Source organism: Meishania litoralis, from assembly GCF_042611095.1.
GTDB classification, from domain to species: Bacteria; Bacteroidota; Bacteroidia; order Flavobacteriales; family Flavobacteriaceae; genus Meishania; species Meishania litoralis.
Window position 1 is genome coordinate 470,186 of sequence record NZ_JBHFPV010000001.1, and the last position, 17,653, is coordinate 487,838.

Annotated in this window: 13 protein-coding genes; 5 read left to right on the plus strand and 8 right to left on the minus strand. The window is 42.5% G+C overall.

From position 1 onward, the window contains the following. Positions 1–73 precede the first annotated feature (73 nt). The 6 genes from ACEZ3G_RS02165 to radC form a co-directional block, all read right to left on the minus strand. Positions 74–976: a hypothetical protein gene (locus tag ACEZ3G_RS02165; protein WP_432423832.1), complete on the minus strand. Its 903-nt coding sequence runs from the start codon at positions 974–976 to the stop codon at positions 74–76. A gap of 121 nt (positions 977–1,097) precedes the next feature. After that, positions 1,098–2,531, minus strand: a complete 1,434-nt coding sequence (locus ACEZ3G_RS02170) for a DUF5723 family protein (protein ID WP_432423833.1) — start codon at positions 2,529–2,531, stop codon at positions 1,098–1,100. After that, complete coding sequence (locus tag ACEZ3G_RS02175; RefSeq protein ID WP_432423834.1) at positions 2,528–3,076, minus strand: hypothetical protein; 549 nt, start codon at positions 3,074–3,076, stop codon at positions 2,528–2,530. The genes ACEZ3G_RS02170 and ACEZ3G_RS02175 overlap by 4 nt, the downstream gene beginning before the upstream one ends. 62 nt (positions 3,077–3,138) lie before the next feature. After that, the gene (locus tag ACEZ3G_RS02180; RefSeq protein ID WP_432423835.1) at positions 3,139–3,828 is read right to left on the minus strand and encodes a YjjG family noncanonical pyrimidine nucleotidase; all 690 of its coding nucleotides are present in this window, start codon (positions 3,826–3,828) and stop codon (positions 3,139–3,141) included. Next, entirely contained in the window at positions 3,821–5,068 is a 1,248-nt protein-coding gene (locus tag ACEZ3G_RS02185; RefSeq protein WP_432423836.1) for a polysaccharide deacetylase family protein, read from the minus strand. Before ACEZ3G_RS02185 ends, ACEZ3G_RS02180 begins: the two co-directional genes overlap by 8 nt. Before the next feature lie 47 nt (positions 5,069–5,115). Further along, on the minus strand, positions 5,116–5,814 hold the full coding sequence (gene radC, locus ACEZ3G_RS02190) for a RadC family protein (RefSeq protein ID WP_432423837.1): 699 nt from the start codon (positions 5,812–5,814) through the stop codon (positions 5,116–5,118). A 76-nt stretch (positions 5,815–5,890) separates the two neighbouring features. Here radC and ACEZ3G_RS02195 point away from each other — a divergent pair, with 76 nt between their 5' ends. After that, a complete protein-coding gene (locus ACEZ3G_RS02195) occupies positions 5,891–6,529 on the plus strand; it encodes an FMN-binding negative transcriptional regulator (protein ID WP_432423838.1) in 639 nt (212 codons plus the stop codon). On the opposite strand, the gene ACEZ3G_RS02200 is transcribed toward ACEZ3G_RS02195, so the two are convergent. Together ACEZ3G_RS02200 and ACEZ3G_RS02205 are read right to left on the minus strand one after the other, a co-directional pair. Continuing rightward, a complete protein-coding gene (locus ACEZ3G_RS02200; RefSeq protein ID WP_432423839.1) occupies positions 6,511–6,711 on the minus strand; it encodes a hypothetical protein in 201 nt (66 codons plus the stop codon). The genes ACEZ3G_RS02195 and ACEZ3G_RS02200 overlap by 19 nt on opposite strands. 85 nt (positions 6,712–6,796) lie before the next feature. Beyond that, entirely contained in the window at positions 6,797–8,155 is a 1,359-nt protein-coding gene (locus ACEZ3G_RS02205) for a UDP-N-acetylmuramate--L-alanine ligase (protein ID WP_432423840.1), read from the minus strand. Positions 8,156–8,242: 87 nt separating this feature from the next. Here ACEZ3G_RS02205 and ACEZ3G_RS02210 point away from each other — a divergent pair, with 87 nt between their 5' ends. The 4 genes from ACEZ3G_RS02210 to ACEZ3G_RS02225 all read left to right on the plus strand — a co-directional run bounded on the left by ACEZ3G_RS02210 (position 8,243) and on the right by ACEZ3G_RS02225 (position 17,484). Beyond that, positions 8,243–9,028: an SDR family oxidoreductase gene (locus tag ACEZ3G_RS02210; protein ID WP_432423841.1), complete on the plus strand. Its 786-nt coding sequence runs from the start codon at positions 8,243–8,245 to the stop codon at positions 9,026–9,028. 7 nt (positions 9,029–9,035) lie between these two features. After that, positions 9,036–10,328 (plus strand): DUF3644 domain-containing protein, encoded by a 1,293-nt coding sequence (locus ACEZ3G_RS02215; RefSeq protein ID WP_432423842.1) that lies wholly within the window; start codon positions 9,036–9,038, stop codon positions 10,326–10,328. A 181-nt stretch (positions 10,329–10,509) separates the two neighbouring features. Then, positions 10,510–16,620: an alpha-2-macroglobulin family protein gene (locus ACEZ3G_RS02220; RefSeq protein WP_432423843.1), complete on the plus strand. Its 6,111-nt coding sequence runs from the start codon at positions 10,510–10,512 to the stop codon at positions 16,618–16,620. A 147-nt stretch (positions 16,621–16,767) separates the two neighbouring features. Then, on the plus strand, positions 16,768–17,484 hold the full coding sequence (locus tag ACEZ3G_RS02225; RefSeq protein WP_432423844.1) for a carboxypeptidase-like regulatory domain-containing protein: 717 nt from the start codon (positions 16,768–16,770) through the stop codon (positions 17,482–17,484). Positions 17,485–17,653: the final 169 nt, after the last annotated feature.

Sequence of the window (17,653 nt, forward strand, 5' to 3'; positions counted from 1 at the left end):
AGATAGACCTTAACTTTGAGTTTGATTTTGATTTTGAGTTTGAGTTTGGATTTGAGTTTGAATTTGAATATTTCTAAAACTTGATATTCAATTCTTCAGAAACCAATTTTCCGTCGTTATCATAATGTTCGAAGTACCATTTTCCATCTTTGGAAAACACCATGCCCTGGCCCGCCGCGCCCTCGGCCAAGAAATAATTTGAATTGGATGTTTTCTTGAGCTTCAATAGAATTTTTGGGGTACTATCAACCAGTTGATATCCATTCGGAAGCTCTTGCGCATACAATACCCCGTCGATTTTTTCAGGCGTATTTTCATCGACCTGCTGGCTAGATTTCCTTACTTCGGAAGATATGGGCCCTTCTTCGGTATTGACCACCTCTTCGACTACCGCATCGACAGTATTGGCTTTTTCATATTCGGATTCAATTGGTGCTCCATCCTTAAAGCTTTGCCGCTCTACGGTAGACTCTTGCGATACTTCTTTTTTCGGATGATTTTTAGCCTCTTTCTTTTTCTTCTCCAACTTTTTCACATCGCCTTTGAAATTCAAGTTTACTTGATCCGAATCATCATTTTTGGGTATGTAGCTATAACTAAACGAATCAAATGACCTGAAAGCCTCTTTTATAGCTTCCCTATAGGCCTCCTTGAAATCCTTCTCCTTGCTTTTACCTTCGACCGTTGTCATTACGGTTGCCCCGTTACAGTCTTTCAAAAGCAGTGCTACCTTAGTACTGAACATGGAGGAGTTATCCTCCAAAGCCGTAAGGAGGCCCAAACAGCGATTACCGTTCAAATCATTTGGCAGTGCGTCATCGTAAACGACGTTATATCCTTTCTGGGCAAAATAATGCTTGACCATGGTACTGGTCTGGTACTGGTTTTCCTTCTTAAAGCCATCGAACCTTTTGGGTACTATGATATACTTATAATCGTTAAGTGAAGTTTGACCAAATGCCAAAAAACCTAGCATTAGAAATAATATCGTTATACAATTTTTCATTTTTATCCACATATTATGGTTGCACCATTTGGTATTGACCAAAAAGTATGCCCATTTTGATTTGGTATTGTGATAGCCCAAAAAATGGGGGTCAATTTTTACCTCCCCAAGATATGATATTTATTCCCAATTGAAAAGAAGCGTACCTGCTGGCAGCAAGGTTACGGTAAGCCAGCAAATTATCGGCCAGCACATAAAGGTTCACAGGGCCGGCCTGTAAATTTAAACCCAATCCGATATTGGTTTTGGAGAACTTATCTACGGTATAGGTCGTTTTTAAGGCCATAAAATTTCCAAATCTTCTTTGGTAAAAGGCTGATAGGGCCATTTGCGGGCCTCTTGGCCTATTGATCGCATAAAGCTGACCACCTATTCCATTGACGTATTTTGCGCGGTTTCTATTTCTGCTTGCCGGCGTAATACCGCAATCGCAATCCGCTTGTGATTGTATCGGCTCTCCAAAGTTATATCTAAGGGAAGCATATAATTTGGTCGGCCGGAAGGTCAAATAACTTCTTTCATCGATCTCAAAAGGAATCAATTCTTCCACCTCGTCAACGAGCTCTTGCCAGAAATCATTATTGGGATCCAATAGGTCTTGGGGAAGTATCTCAATGCCCTCGACCGCAGCCTCGCCTTTTAGGGCGTATGTTCTGATATCGTTCGCGTGATAAATGAAACCAAGATCAAGCAAGCTGGCCGTAAATACGGTCTGCTCGTTGAGGTCATAGGAAAAACCAAGGTCTAGACCCAAACCCAAATCACCCCCAAAAAAGCCTCTTTTTAAGAACGTTCCTACCAGATCACCTTCCTTTTCGGCATCCCAAACCGCATTCATGCCCGAAGTACGCATGCGCATATCGGCGACCAAAGTACTTGCCAATAAATTGTTCTGCCCCTCGGTCGTAACAAAATATCCTTTGTTTCGGGTCGAATGAAAGTTGACAATGCCAGAGTAAATTTTGGCCCTAATACCTCCGGTCATCTTGCCGTTAATTCGCCGATTTACGCCAAAATGAAAAACATTGACGATTTCACCACGGGTCTTTAGGTGCCCGAGGTCGTACTTTCTGTTCAACATGCCCGCATTTCCCTCAAAACCCAAAAAAGCATAGTCCTGAAACCAATACCCAATGGCATCGCCTTCGTTATAAATGCCGAAAGAGTAGAAATTATCAGGATTTTTACCGCGGAATCCTACATTCAACAATTCCAATTGATAGGTACCGCTCAGTTCATCGCGTGCATCCATACCATGAATGATACGATCACGGAATTTATCATTGATATCAAGTCCATCGTCGGCAAAAATATCATTGACCGATATGCCGCTGGACCCTGCTTGAAAAGAAACTCCAGATAATGCGGGAAAGCCCCCGTACCATTTAAAATCGGTCCGGGCACCGGGATTTACCATCAACGATTGCGGAATCTCGGTAAAATCATAGAGTACCTGCTTGTTCTGCGCATGTACAAAAAGCCCAGCCAACAAAAAGGCGCAATATATGAGTCTGGTGCTTTTCATTTTAACCTAAGCCTGAACTCAGCGGAAGATTTTAAGGTAATCTTGGCATCGGGTATTCCAGAAGTACTGGTATTATCTCCGTTATTCTGTGCGGTTACCCTAAAATTGGAGGTATTCGTTATGATATCAATGGGCCGTCCGCCATTTCCGTATTGAATCTCACGACGATCAATGGCCGTTGGTGCGGGTTGTATCGTAAAAACTTCGGTATCCAACACGTTGCCGGCGTCATCGGTGAACTCGACCGTAATTTCCAATTCTTTGCTCGTGGTATTTTCTATTTCATAGGTGATCGTTCCGTCAAGAACCCGGTCGGCAAAAATATCAGTGGCAAAAGCATCGAAATTAAAGTTCTGGGTAATAATGTTGACCCCGGTAATGGCATTAATATAAACTTCAGGGGCTTCGATGTACAAAATACTAGCTTCGTAAGAAGGGGTAATGCCCAGATCATCATATTGGTCAAAATCTTGTTTATCGACACAACTACAAAAAAATACGAGCAGTAAGCATGCAGTAGGCATATTTCTTAGAAGACTTCTCATAGCAAAACCTTTCCATGGTCACCTCTATCTTAATGACCTTAGTGTTTCTGCAATATATAACTCTACAAAAAGGTTTTTATTTCACTCAAATCGGTTATGATCTGGCAATATTCGTGATAGGGTTCGTTATGGGCGTTAAAATGCAAGGCGTGAAACCCGACCGCTTGGGCACCCATTATATCGGCCTCGAGACTATCGCCTATCATGAGTGATTTTTGAGGAGTTGCCCCTGCCCTTTCCAAAGCCAATTCAAAGATGATAGGATTCGGTTTTTTAACACCGGCCATTTCAGAATTCACAACTTGGTCGAAATACCCACGAATATTCGAATTTTCCAGTTTTTTTTCCTGTATTTCCTGAAATCCGTTAGTGATTATATGAAGCTTGTAGTTCGGACTCAAATATTCCAGAATTTCAGTGGTATTCGGAAAAACATGATCGAAAGTGCACAAATGTCTGATGTATTCGTTGGCCAATAAGTCTATCGTTTCATCGGCAATGAAATAATCTAGGCGGTCGAATACGGTTTTTAACCGTTGGTAGCGAAGTTCGGTCTTGCTGATCTTTTCTTCACGATACAGTTTCCAAAAAGAGAGGTTCAGAGGTACATATATCTCCAAAAAGGAGTTAAGGTCGACATCAATGCCGTTTTCGGCCAAAATCTTTTCAAAGGTCAGATATGAATTTTTCTCAAAATCCCAAAGGGTATGGTCCAAATCAAAAAAAACATCGGTTACGACTCCTTTAAACATTATATCGACGTATAACTCGTGAATAAACATCCTTCCAGGCAATCTTATGGTCGCCTCCCAATAATTCGTTGGAAAAAACGGTCAAAAAATTGCCATTTACTTCTTTAACCCGTTGATACAGCAAATCGATTTTTTCGAACAAAGTCTCTTGGTTCTTAAAATTGATCAACGCATAATCGTGAATGGCGAACGGGTGCACCCGAATCGGTTGCTGTGCTTCAAGATTGATATCATAAAAGTAGAACGGGCAACTTGTACCCGCCCTGAAACCCAATTCATGGGTGTAACCCATGGTATAGTCGTCTGAAAATTCGGCATCTACCAAATTACGATACGTTTCAGGGGCGTCGACCCGATTATACCGCATTCTACAACAGTTTATGGATCGATTGATTACGTTCGATAGCTCATTTTTTTCATTTTTCAATAGGGCAAGGTCAACGAACGAGCTGTACGATGCCGCCAACCCTACGACACCGTAATCCGCAATGTACTTGATAAGAAACCTGAACTTATTATGATTTGGCGAAACATTTTTGTCATAGGTAGAATATGTTGCAAATTGAAAAAAGAACAGGCTTTTGGTAGCGGTTTGTTTATGCTGATCGACCAACCACTCAAAATTGTCATAGGGATCCTTGCTTGAATTGAACCATACGGCTACCCGGCGTGCAACGCGTTTCAACTTGAAATTGCCAAGATCTAATAGAAACCCTCCCAAACTTCTTGTGAAACCTCGATACGCGTAACAGTGCGATGTAGTCACATCGATAATCGAAGTATAGGAATAGGCTCTCTTTTTATGTACTATTTCCGGAAATCGTAATTTAAGAGCTTCCAATAACTTTGCCGCCCAAATATCCACGACCGGTAATTGAAGAAAATCATTTTGATAGGCCAAACTGTCCTTTGGGGAAAATCGGCCATGAATGTCCTTGACATGGGGCAAATATTCTTCATACCGGCTCAAAAGATAAAAACTCGCGGAAAAAATATCAAAGGGAATATTACTTCGATCACCCGTTGCAAAGAAACAGGGCACCTCATCCCATTGGCCCATGGCAACTTGAAGATCATTGATTCCTTGTTCGAACAAAAGGTCGTTGCTGCGCACGAAGAACTCATTCTGAAGCGGTTGTTTCGTATAGGTTATTTTCGGACCCGAATGCTTGATAAAATCTTCCACTTTGGTCGAAAAAGTCAGTTCAATACCCAGCATACGCGAAAAAATGTGCTTCATGATATAGCTGAAGCGGGGCGTAATTTTATGGGTATAGACTAGTAACATCAGAGCATTGTATTATCGGCAAAACTAAAATAATCCTTTTGGGTAATGATCAGGTGGTCCAAAACTTTTATATCAAGTGCCGCAGCGGCCGACCTTAACTTTTCCGTTACTCGTTTATCCTCGATACTTGGCTTCAATGTGCCCGATGGGTGGTTATGTGCCAAAATCAATCCTACCGCACCCAATTCCAAGGCTTGTCGCATCACTATGCGAACATCGACCAAAGTACCTGTAAGGCCTCCTTTGCTCAATTGGTTTGTCTGCAATATTTTATTGGCATTGTTCAGATACACGATCCAAAACTCTTCATGGGGCAACTCGCCAATTATCGGTCTCAAAAGTTCAAATGCATCGCGACTGCCCGAAATTTTGGCAATCTTTGATTCGCCCTCACCTCTTCTGCGTCTGCCAATCTCCAGGGCCGCGGCAATCGTTACCGCTTTGGCCTCGCCTATTCCCTTGAACTGCATCAATTGCCTAATGGAAAGTTTGCCCAACTCGTTCAAATTATTATCGACAGAGGCAAGAATTCGTTTTGAAAGTTCAACCGCACTTTCGTTACGACTTCCCGAACCTATCAGTATGGCAATCAGTTCGGCATCGGACAGGACCGACTTTCCTTTCCTGACCAATTTTTCCCTCGGTTTGTCATCGTCCGACCAATGTTTGATAGAGAAAGAAGCCCTTTTTTCATGCATTCGCTAAAGATAGCAAAGAACTCTTTTATGAATCCGTTTTGTCGTAAATTTCGGAACCGAAATTAATTTCAGCACAATGAAATACCCACCGAACCATCACCAGGAGACAAGTTTTGAAAATGTACTTGAGGTGGTCAAAAACTATCCTTTTGCCACTTTGATCACGGTACAGGAAGATGCGCCTCATATTACCCATATTCCCATGGTTTATGAAACGGATGGCAGCAAATTCGGAAAACTGGTCGCCCATATCGACAAATTCAATCCTCAGGTCGCGACGTTGACCGATGGGGCACTTACAACTTCTATTTTTCAAGGCCCCGATTGTTATATTTCCCCGGCCACCTATAGTACCAAACAGTTGCCCACATGGAATTATATTTTTGCCCATTTAAAAGGAAAAGTAAGGTTGTTGAGCGATAAAGATGCCGTGAAACGAACGATGGTGCGAATGACCTCATTTTTGGAAGGAAGCAATCCGAGATTCGCGCTTTCGCTTGAAGACGCCAGAATGGACGCCCTTGTCGATTACATCATCGGATTTGAAATCGAGATTACCCAATGGGAAGGAAAATTCAAGTTCTCACAAGACAAACACCCTCGAGATCGGCAACTGGCAAAGGCCGAGCTCATCAAAAGCCAAAAAAAGGACGTTTCGGAATTCGTGGAGCGTATTTTTAAAAATCATAAAAATGCTCAAGACCCAGGTTCGTAATCCGCGGTATCATTCAAATCCTCGTCAGGAAGTACTTCAGGATGCTCGATATGCTCACGGGTATCATTGACCGATCTCGATTCTTCGAGAATCACATTCGACATGCCCAACATAAAGGCTATCAAAACAAGTGACACCCTCCGTTGCCACCAAAACCATATTTTCTTGAACAAAACGTTCATATGCGTGCCTGAATTTTATGAGTAGGCCACAATTTACGTACCCCACTTTGAACGTCTGACATATTTGCAGATATCCTCCTCTGAATCAATCCTCTACATTTCGCCTGAGTTCGGCAAGATCCAAACCACCATAATTGCCTGAACTCATCAAAAGCAATACAGAATCATCAAACCCCTGCCCGAAAACAAAATCCTTAAAAGTGGTCGCATCGGTAAAGATCTTGAGGTCGTTACGTTTGAAGGCCTCTGAAATCTGACCTGGACTGACCGGAGCCAAATTTTTAATGGCCACTGATTCTGGCAAGTAGAATACCGCGGCCATATCGGCGGCGTTCAATGTGCCTTTATAACCCTTCAAAAATTCAGGATTGAAACTACTGTAGGTATGCAGTTCAAGGCAGGCTATCAATTTTCTGTCAGGGTATTGCTCTTTTACCGCCTTGGTCGTCGCGGCTACTTTGCTCGGTGCATGGGCAAAATCCTTATAAACGATACACGAAGACGATTCCGCTATTTTTTCCAACCGTTTTGCCGCTCCCTTAAAGGAAGCGATCGCTTCATAGAAACCCTCTTCATCGACCCCCATGTTTTGACAGACCCACTTGGCCCCGGCCAGATTGTTCAGGTTATGCTCTCCGAAAACCGCAATCGGCATCGGGCCTTCAGGGGTATCTAAAAGTGTTTGTCCGTCCACGACCGAATATTCTGGGGTTCGGTAGGGCAATTTTCGAATGGAATTTTCAGAGGCCTCGACCACTTTTGTTACTTCAGGGTCTTCTTCATTGTAGGTGATGCTTCCGCCATTTACAATGCTATCCACAAAAATTCGAAACTGCGCCACGTAATTCTCGAATGTCGGAAAGACATTGATATGGTCCCAAGCGATACCGCTCAACAATGCGATATTGGGTCTGTATAAATGAAATTTTGGTCGCCTATCGATGGGCGAAGAGAGATATTCATCGCCTTCCAAAACGATAAAATCGTTCGTTTCGGTCAAATGGACCATGTTGTCGAACCCTTCCAACTGCGCCCCTACCATATAATCGACATCACGATCGTGGTAGTTCAAGACATGTAATATCATCGAGGTAATGGTGGTCTTGCCATGACTTCCGCCGATAACCACCCTTGTTTTGTTCTTCGATTGTTCGTACAAAAATTCGGGATACGAATAAATTTTCACGTCCAATTTCTGCGCTTTCAATAATTCGGCATTATCGGGTTTGGCATGCATTCCAAGAATTACGGCATCTAGATCAGCAGTAATCTTTTCAGGAAACCAGCCAAATTCGTCAGGTAATAATTCTTTAGCGGCCAAACGCGATTTCGAAGGTTCGAAGATGACATCATCACTACCAGTGACCGTATACCCCTTTTGTTCAAGTGCCAAGGCCAGATTGTGCATGGCGCTACCTCCAATGGCTATAAAATGGATTTTCATTTAGGTAAATTATGATTCAAAGATAGGGATTGAACGGGGTATCGAAAACCACCACTTTATGATTATCTTAGTTTGGAAAACCAGAATATGAACATATCACTAAAAAACAAAAAAGCCCTTATTGGCGGAAGCAGTGGTGGCATCGGAAAAGCGATTGCCCAGCAATTGGCCGAAAGCGGTGCAAGTGTGACCTTGATGGCGAGGAGCCAAGACAAATTGAAAAATATTATTGACAAACTGCCTACGGATCATGGTCAAAGCCATCATTATTTGGTCGTCGATTTTACCGATTTCAAGGCATATAAAAAAATAATAGCTCGGTATTTCGAAGAAAATTCAGTGGATATTCTTGTGAACAACACGCAAGGCCCTTCTGCCGGCAATGCCTTGGAAAAACAGACCGAAGACTACCAACAGGCTTTTGAACTACTTTTTAAAACGGTCGTCTTTACAACGGAACTGGCCTTGAAAAAAATGCAACAAAACCACTGGGGCCGCATCATCAACGTAGCTTCGGTATCGGTCAAGGAACCGCTTTCATATCTGGCACTTTCGAATACGATCAGGGCCGCCGTCGTTACCTGGGCAAAAAGTTTGGCCACCGATGTCGGTAAGGACCAGATTACGGTGAACAGCATCTTGACCGGTTATTTCGACACGGATCGCATTGCCCAACTCAATGCCAAAAAAGCAGAGCAACTGGGCATTCCGCAAAATGATGTCCGTGCTGAAATGGAGTCGAAAGTACCGTTACAACGCATCGGAGACCCCAAGGAATATGGATATTTAGTGGCGTTTTTGGCCTCCGACAAGGCCGCCTATATCACGGGCACCCAGATCCCGATTGATGGTGGACTTTTGAAATCATTGTAAAAGAATTATGAGGATAACAAAACAGCAGAAGAAGCTATTTTACTTTCTTAAGGAAAGGGAAAAGAAACAAAAGTCCTTCACATTAGAAGAGCTTTCAAAAGCCACAGGGTATCCACTGAAAGCATCTGTAAAAGCAAAAATGAGTAGAAATGAATGGAGCGAGTTTATTGCAAAAGACAATAATGATAGCTATTTTTCTGAAGGCGTCTTGCAAATTGAACTCAATGAGTTTTTAAGAAGAATCAGTACAAAGAATAGGTTATCCCCATATAATGGGAAACTTGAAAAATATGACCAGGATACAAGAACACTTATTCAAGTTTCAAAGAACGAGTTTATTTTGGCAATTGAACTTTTTAACAGACCATCAACTCCTAACAGACTTGATGCTTTTCTAGCTCATTTCATCAATGCTTTTGAAAAACTTTTAAAGGCAAAAACAATTCAAGAAAAAGGTAGGTCTGCAATTTGGAGAAATTCAAAAGCCGAAAAGAAAACAAAATCAATAAGGGAAATTTTGAAAGAAACATTTCCAGAGAATTCACCCTTAAGAATGAATTTAGAATATATTATTGACCTCAGAGATTTATCTACTCACTATATTTTACCAGAGTTAGCATCTATCGCAAGCAGATATTTTCAAAGTGGCGTATTTAACTATTCAAAGTTGTATCAAGATTTCACCGATGAAAAACCGATTGAGTTGGAAGGAATAGGGCTACTTTCTTTGGTAATTGAAGGAAAAAATTTATCAATTAATAGCCTCAACAAAAAATATGGTAATAAAAAAGCACACGAAATAAAATCGTTGATTGAAAAATTTCAAAAAAAAGCTAATGCAGTACGAAATCCATATTTTGCTATTCCGGTTAATCTAAGCATAGGCATTGTTGACAATTCAAAAAACCCCAATCAAACATTGGCGAATTTGACCAGTTCTAATGCCATTTTTGTTGAAAAGACCAAAGACCCTAAATTAAGCCATCCTTTTATGGTAAAGGAAGTCGTTAAAGAAGTAAACAATAGAATATTAAACCATTTTAGTAAAGATAAACTTCAGGAAATTCTTCCGACAAGGAAAAAGATTGAATTCAATACAGATGATTTTAATAGTATCTGCGAAAATGAAAAATGGAAGAGTCAAAGCAATATTTTTCATTTTGACCATGGGAATCAGGTTCAGCATACGTATAGTGAAAAATGTATAGATTTTATTGTAAAAAAGTTAAAAACCGATAAGGAATATCTCTCAAGGGTTAAGAAAAAAAGACAGTCTCGAATTAAGAAGTTAAAAGAGTAGGTTTAAACTTTTTGAAAATCAAAAATCTCTATTTTAATTTTTTCTTCTTTCCCTAACCCAAAACACCTTTTCCCTAATTTTCATGGTTTCCAAGGAGGGTTGGAACCATCTTTGGCCTTAATTTTGTAATGTATGCGATGACAGATCGCACTGACTTAAACGCATACTAAATATACTAAGGATGAAGTACATCTTTTTCATACTGACAATGGTCTTTTTTTCGCAAATGACAGACGCACAGCATAGTGATCCTTACAAAACACTTTGGAATCAAGTTGAAAAACTTGAAAGCGAAGCGTTGACAAAATCTGTCTTGAAAACGGTGGAATCTATTTCGGCAAAGGCGAAAAAAGAGCAAAATTCGGCCCAAATCGTCAAAGCACTTTTATATTCCTCGAAATATGTGATGATTCTAGAGGAAGATTCCCAACTACGTATCGTCAACGATTTCAAATCAGAAATAGAAAAGGCGGAATTTCCGACCAAAAGTGTTTTGGAAAGCTATTTGGCCAATCTTTACTGGCAATTCTTTCAGAACAACCGCTACAAATTTTATAACCGTACGAAGACCGATTCAAAGATTGACCCTGTCGATTTCAGAACCTGGGACTTAACAACACTTTTCCATGAAATCGGAACCCATTTTGAAAAATCATTGGAAAATGAAGAAGCGTTGAAAAAAATTCCCGTTTCCGAATTTGATGTGATACTGACCAAACAAAAAGGTTCGGAGACCTACCGACCTACCCTTTTCGACCTTCTGGCACATACGGCCTTGGAGTTCTACAAGACCGGCGAAAACAATATTACACGTCCGGCCGATAAATTCCAGATCGACGACCCCGAAATGCTCTGCGAAGCACGATCATTCTTACAATTAAAAATCGACACTACCGACGAAACATCGATGCAGGCCAAGGCTTTGCAGCTCTATCAAAAGTTGATCGATTTTCACTTGACCGACAAAGAACCGTATACCCTAGCGGAAGTCGATATCGAACGTCTTCTTTTTACCTATCAAAATGCCGTTTTCGAAAATAAGGACCAGCAGTATTCAGAAGTGCTCAGAAATATGGCCGAGGCCGGCAAGAACTCTCCGGCCGCATCACTTTATAATTATGAAATCGCCGCACTTTACCGACAATTGGGCCAAACATACAATCTAAAAGGCAACACGGAACACCGATGGAAATTAAGTGAGGCGTTGGAAATTTGTGAAAGTGTGATAAAAGAACGGAGCGATAGTCGGGGAGCTGAAAAGTGCAAGGCCCTAAAATCGCAAATCTTGGCACAAAGCCTACAAATGACCAATGAAGCACATATTCCTGTGAACCAGGTTTCCCGAATTTTGGTCAACTATAAGAATCACGATGAGCTACAGCTTTCAGCGCGAAAGATTTCACAAAATCAACTGAAACAACTTGACGGACTATACAAACATCCCGAAAAATTATCCTTTTTGAAAAAACTTGCCGTTGTCAAGGCGTGGGATGTCACCTTGAAAAATGAAAAGGACTATCAAAATCATGGCACCGAAATAATCTTGCCTTCCTTGCCTAATGACCAATACGTGATTCTGGCAGAACCAAAGGGAAACAAGAACGGAACTTTTGCTTTCAGCCCGATACAGGTTACCGATTTTGCTTTGGTCGAAACCCAAACTCTTACACATAATAATTTTCAGGTCATCGACCGCAACCATGGCACCCCGATCTCTGCGGCCAATGTTAAATTCGAATACCAAGTCGGCTATGACGGGGCACGAAAGAGCAGAACTTTGGTTACCGATAACATGGGTATGGTCACCATCTCCCTGACCAAAGAATATTGGAACAATGTGAACGTGCTTATCGAGCATGAAAACGAAACCGCCTATTTCAAAGACTATTATGCCAACGAAAGTTATGATCCCGATATGCCTTCGGCGGATTATACGGCTTTTCTGTTTACCGACAGAAGTATTTATCGCCCGGGGCAACCACTATATTTCAAGGGAATCGCCATTGTGCGCCGCGGGACAGCTTCGACGGTTCTTGAGAATCAGGAAGTCAATGTAGTACTTAGGGATGTCAATTATCAGGAAATCGCATCGCAAAAGTTCGTTACCAATGAATATGGATCCTTTTCGGGGGAATTTATTCTTCCCTCGGGCGGTTTGACCGGCAATTTTATTTTAGAGGCCAATTCGGATAAAATAGGACTGAGCGGAAGCACCGGTTTTTCGGTTGAGGAATACAAACGCCCAAAATTCGAGACCTCATTTGAACCGATTACCGAAACTTATAAGGTAAACGACAGTATCACGGTCAATGGAATTGCGACGGCCTATGCCGGTAGCAACATCACGAACGCCAAAGTCGTATATCGCGTAAAAAGAGTGGTCTATTTTCCGATATGGTACCATTGGCGCCGTCCGTACCATGAGAATAATCCCCAAGAAATCGCCCACGGCGAGACCAAAACGGATGCTTCCGGAAAATATGAGATCGATTTCAAGGCCATTCCCGACAATACGAACCAAAAAGACCTGCCAACGTTCAGCTATGAGATTACGGCAGACGTAACCGATATCAATGGCGAAACGCATACTGCAACGACCGTTGTTCGTGTGGGTTATCACGCACTTACGGCCAATATTCAAATCGAGGGCTTTCTGAACAAAGATGAAGACAATATCGACTTGTCGATTGCAACGGGCAATCTGAACGGCCAGTTCGTTCCCGCCAAGGGAAACATCAAAATGTACAAATTGGTTGCCCCAGAACATGTATTGCGCCCAAGACCTTGGGCCGCTCCCGACTGTTCAGGTTTTTCGAAGGAGGAGTTCAAAAAAATGTATCCGCATGATGCCCATGGCGATGAACACGATTTCCGCAATTGGAAAAAAGGAAAACTCGTTTGGCAATCGGATTTCGATACCGGAAAATCGACCACCTTGAAGTTGAACGACCTCAAGAAAGAACAATCCGGGAAATATATCATCGAACTTGAGACCAACGACAGATTCGGACAAGAAGTCAAGGCCATTGCCCATACAACCTTGTTCGGCCTAGATGATAAGAAACCGGCCGACAACCAGCTCTTTCAAATAAAGACCGATAAGAACGAATACGCCATCGGTAACAAAGCTAGAATTACCCTATCGAGCAACATACAAAATTTAGATGTTACAGTGCTCATTGAAAAGGAAAGGAAAATTATTGATACCAAAGTAATCCACCTGAACGGCGATTCAAAATCGTTCACGGTACCGGTTACCAAAGATGACCTGGGCGGGTTCGCGATCAACTATAGTTTTTCGGCCTTTAATTCGTACCTGTCAGGAAGCCAGGTCGTCGCCGTGCCCTACCCCCAAGAGGCCTTGGAAATCGAAACCTTGACTTTTCGCGACAAACTGAGACCGGGAACTGGCGAAACCTGGTCGTTCAAGATAAAAGGGCCGAAAGGGGAAAAAGTGGCCGCCGAACTGTTGGCCGGTATGTACGATGCCTCGTTAGACGCTTTCCGCAGCCATTATTGGGGGTTCAGTCCGCTCTATCGACCGATTTATTATTCATCGATCTATTCAAATGCGCGCCAAAGCTTTGGCAACCGCTCTTTTCGCGTCTATAATGATTCGAAAAACCATTACAGCTATGACCCCCAATATTTTGATACGTTCAATTGGTTCGGGTTTTATTTTGGTCATGGTAATGGCCGCGATGCGATGATGATGCGCAGCATGAAAAATAATGATGTAGCCCCTGCACCCGAAGTAATGATGATGGAAGATATGGAAATGGAAGAGTCCGTGGTCGGCAATGCATTGGAAGGAACAGTATCGGGCGTAAGCAAATCGGAACTATCCCCACAGGATAGTCTTCAACGACCAGATACTGAGCGTGATGAAGTACAAGGCGGGAATAAGAACTCCAATGAGGTGAAAATTCGTAAAAACCTTCAGGAAACCGCTTTTTTCTTCCCGCAATTACAGACCGATAGAGAAGGCAACGTCTCGTTCAGTTTTACCGTGCCCGAGGCCCTGACCCGATGGAACTTGCAACTCTTGGCCCATACAAAAGGTTTGCAGAGTGTCTATGCGACCAAACGAACCGTTACGCAAAAAGAATTGATGGTCATACCGAACGCACCTCGCTTTTTACGGGAAGGTGATGAAATCGTTATCAGCACCAAAGTTGCCAACCTTAGCGACAAAAACCTTTCGGGCACGGCCCGATTGGAACTGGTCGATGCGGTTACGGGCAAGGATATTTCGAAAGAATTGCTAATCGCCAGCCATTCTGGGGGAGATGCCGTAGGCAGAGGGGGGCAAGCCGAAGCTGGCAAAAGTTTTACTATGGACTCCCTCAATAACACCCAAGTCTCTTGGCGACTGAAAATCCCAGAAGGGATTCAGGCCGTGCAATACAAGGTCATCGCCAAGGCCGGTGACTTCAGCGATGGGGAACAGAACCTGCTTCCGGTGTTGACCAATCGTACTTTGGTCACTGAAAGCCTGCCGATGTGGGTACGAAGCGACCAGACGAAGACCTTTATTTTGGATAAATTGAAAAACGTTTCCTCCGAGAGCTTAAAGCACCACAAATTGACGTTGGAGATTACCTCGAATCCCGCTTGGTATGCCGTGCAGGCCCTCCCCTATTTGATGGAATATCCACACGATTGTAACGAGCAAATATTTTCAAGATATTATGCCAATACCTTGGCAGGCCATATCGCCAATTCGAATCCGCGCATTCAAGAAGTCTTCGATCAATGGCGAAATTCCGATGCGCTGCCGAGCGATCTCGAAAAGAACGAAGAACTGAAATCCCTATTGATCCAAGAAACACCTTGGCTTCGCGATGCCCAATCGGAAACCGAACAGAAAAAGCGTATCGGCCTTTTGTTCAATCTGAACAAGATGCGGCTTGAGGGGCAGAACGCCTTATCCAAATTAAAGAACAATCAAAAAACCACCGGAGCATGGGCCTGGTTCAATGGTGGACCTGACAACCGTTTTATCACACAACATATCATTACGGGACTGGGACATTTAAAGAAATTGGCGGTTACCTCGAATGGCGCCGAGATGCAATCCGTCATTAAAAAGGCCATTTCGTATTTAGATAATGAATTCGTCAATGAATACGAGCAAATGAAGCAATATGCCTCGAATATCGACGATGACCATTTGAGTCGAACACAGATCCATTACCTGTATATGCGCAGTTTTTTCAAAGATATTCCTTCGAGCAAAAAAGTCAAGGAAATCACGACCTACTATAAAGGTCAAGCCCAAAAATATTGGATGGACAAAGCGTTGTATTCCAAAGGAATGTTGGCCTTGGTTTTCCATAGAATGGACGATTCGAACACTTCGGGCAAAATATTAAGGTCTTTAAGGGAAAACAGTATAACCTCGGAAGAACTCGGCACGTACTGGAAAGCGAATACCGCCTCATGGCACTGGTACCAAGCGCCCATAGAAACCCAGGCGTTGATGATCGAGGCCTTTGGAGAAATTGAAAACGACACCAAAACCGTTGACAATCTTAAAATCTGGTTGCTGAAAAACAAACAGACCAATCAGTGGAAAACGACCAAGGCAACGACTGAAGCCATATACGCATTATTACTTCAAGACAGCGATTGGCTCTCAGTGACCGATGCGGTCGAGTTTCTTGTCGGGTGCAACAAAATCGAAACATCAAAATTGGAAAATACGAAGATCGAGGCCGGTACGGGATACTTCAAAACCTCATGGAACAGTGCCGAAATCACTCCTGAAATGGCGGAAATACAGCTTTCGAAGAAAGGTGAGGGCATTGCCTGGGGGGCTTTGTACTGGCAATACTTCGAGAATTTGGATAAAATTTCCTCCGCTGAAACGCCTTTGAAGTTGAAGAAAAAATTGTTCCTGAAAAAAAATACGGATACCGGTGAGGAAATTTCTGAAATCACGGACAAGACCGACCTGAAGGTGGGCGATTTGGTCCGTGTAAGGATTGAACTCCGTTCCGACCGCGAAATGGAATTCGTACACATGAAGGACATGCGGGCATCGGGCATGGAACCCATCAACGTATTCTCTCAATACAAATGGCAAGACGCACTCGGGTACTACGAAAGTACCAAAGACGCCAGCACGAATTTCTTTTTCGATTATCTGCCCAAAGGAGTATTCGTATTTGAATATGACCTACGTGTAAACAATGCCGGGGAGTTCAGCAATGGTATTACCACTATACAAAGTATGTATGCCCCCGAGTTCAGTAGTCATAGTGAGGGCGTTCGGGTAAACGTGAACTAGAAAATTAGTAAATTTAATACGCAGAAGAAATTATCAAGCTAAATGAAAACGGAACTTCGCGCATTCGAAAGAGGGGTTCACTCAATATCGATTTTTACAATGTGTTGAACAGCATAGTTTTGAGGTGTACCATTAAAACCAAAAATTATGAAAAATGCACTAAGGATTACCCAACCATGCTCCGAAAAATTTGAGAGCTTTGCCCCGACATCGAATGGAGGATTTTGCAGATTATGCGCAAAAGAAGTAATAGATTTCACGAACATGCCCGAACCCGAACTAATCGCCTTTTTTAATAATAGGACTACGGACACCTGTGGCCGATTCAAAAGCACGCAGTTAAAAACTTATAGAACATCAGCAATGAATAGAACAAATAAAGGCTTCTTCGCACGAAGTATGGCAATAATAGGGCTTTCTATACTGAGCCTTGGCAATTTGACCGCCCTGCACGCGCAAGATTACGCTAGCACTGAAACCGAAATACAGGTTTCGAAAAAATCACTTGATACCAACGGTATAAGTTTACAGGAATATACGGTAAAAGGTACCGTGCTTGATGAAATGAACGAACCACTTTCAGGGGTCAATGTGGTTTTGAAAGGAACTGCGGAAGGAGTCGTTACCGATCTTGACGGAAAGTTCGAATTTCCCAGAAATTTGGAGGTTGGCAACATTTTGGTCTTTAGCTTTCTAGGTTATGAAACCAAAGAGTACATCGTTCCTGAAAGCGATTCTCCCGTATTGGACATTACAATAACCTTTGATACCGTTGATGTGGAGCTTATGGGTGCCGTGGATACCGGCGGAGTCTACAAATCAAAGCGTAACATTTTCCAAAAATTCCTGGGATTGTTCAAATAGTAAGCCGTTCTGGGTTCAAAATCCATGGTTTTCTTAAATTTTTTATTGAACACTATGTCATTCCGACGGAGCCAAGCGACGAGGAATCCCATAGCTTTGAATCTGCAATGGGATTTCTACCTTTGCTGGAAATGACAAAACACTCTAAAAAGTTTATGAAAACTAAAGC

Excerpts from the sequence above, each read along its gene's own strand:
- ACEZ3G_RS02215 (WP_432423842.1), top strand. The coding sequence starts at position 9,036 with ATGAGGATAACAAAACAGCAGAAGAAGCTATTTTACTTTCTTAAGGAA.
- ACEZ3G_RS02195 (WP_432423838.1), top strand. The coding sequence starts at position 5,891 with ATGAAATACCCACCGAACCATCACCAGGAGACAAGTTTTGAAAATGTA.
- ACEZ3G_RS02225 (WP_432423844.1), top strand. The coding sequence starts at position 16,768 with ATGAAAAATGCACTAAGGATTACCCAACCATGCTCCGAAAAATTTGAG.
- ACEZ3G_RS02180 (WP_432423835.1), bottom strand. The coding sequence starts at position 3,828 with ATGTTTAAAGGAGTCGTAACCGATGTTTTTTTTGATTTGGACCATACC.
- ACEZ3G_RS02165 (WP_432423832.1), bottom strand. The coding sequence starts at position 976 with ATGCTAGGTTTTTTGGCATTTGGTCAAACTTCACTTAACGATTATAAG.
- radC (WP_432423837.1), bottom strand. The coding sequence starts at position 5,814 with ATGCATGAAAAAAGGGCTTCTTTCTCTATCAAACATTGGTCGGACGAT.
- ACEZ3G_RS02185 (WP_432423836.1), bottom strand. The coding sequence starts at position 5,068 with ATGAAGCACATTTTTTCGCGTATGCTGGGTATTGAACTGACTTTTTCG.
- ACEZ3G_RS02200 (WP_432423839.1), bottom strand. The coding sequence starts at position 6,711 with ATGAACGTTTTGTTCAAGAAAATATGGTTTTGGTGGCAACGGAGGGTG.
- ACEZ3G_RS02170 (WP_432423833.1), bottom strand. The coding sequence starts at position 2,531 with ATGAAAAGCACCAGACTCATATATTGCGCCTTTTTGTTGGCTGGGCTT.
- ACEZ3G_RS02220 (WP_432423843.1), top strand. The coding sequence starts at position 10,510 with ATGAAGTACATCTTTTTCATACTGACAATGGTCTTTTTTTCGCAAATG.
- ACEZ3G_RS02210 (WP_432423841.1), top strand. The coding sequence starts at position 8,243 with ATGAACATATCACTAAAAAACAAAAAAGCCCTTATTGGCGGAAGCAGT.
- ACEZ3G_RS02175 (WP_432423834.1), bottom strand. The coding sequence starts at position 3,076 with ATGAGAAGTCTTCTAAGAAATATGCCTACTGCATGCTTACTGCTCGTA.
- ACEZ3G_RS02205 (WP_432423840.1), bottom strand. The coding sequence starts at position 8,155 with ATGAAAATCCATTTTATAGCCATTGGAGGTAGCGCCATGCACAATCTG.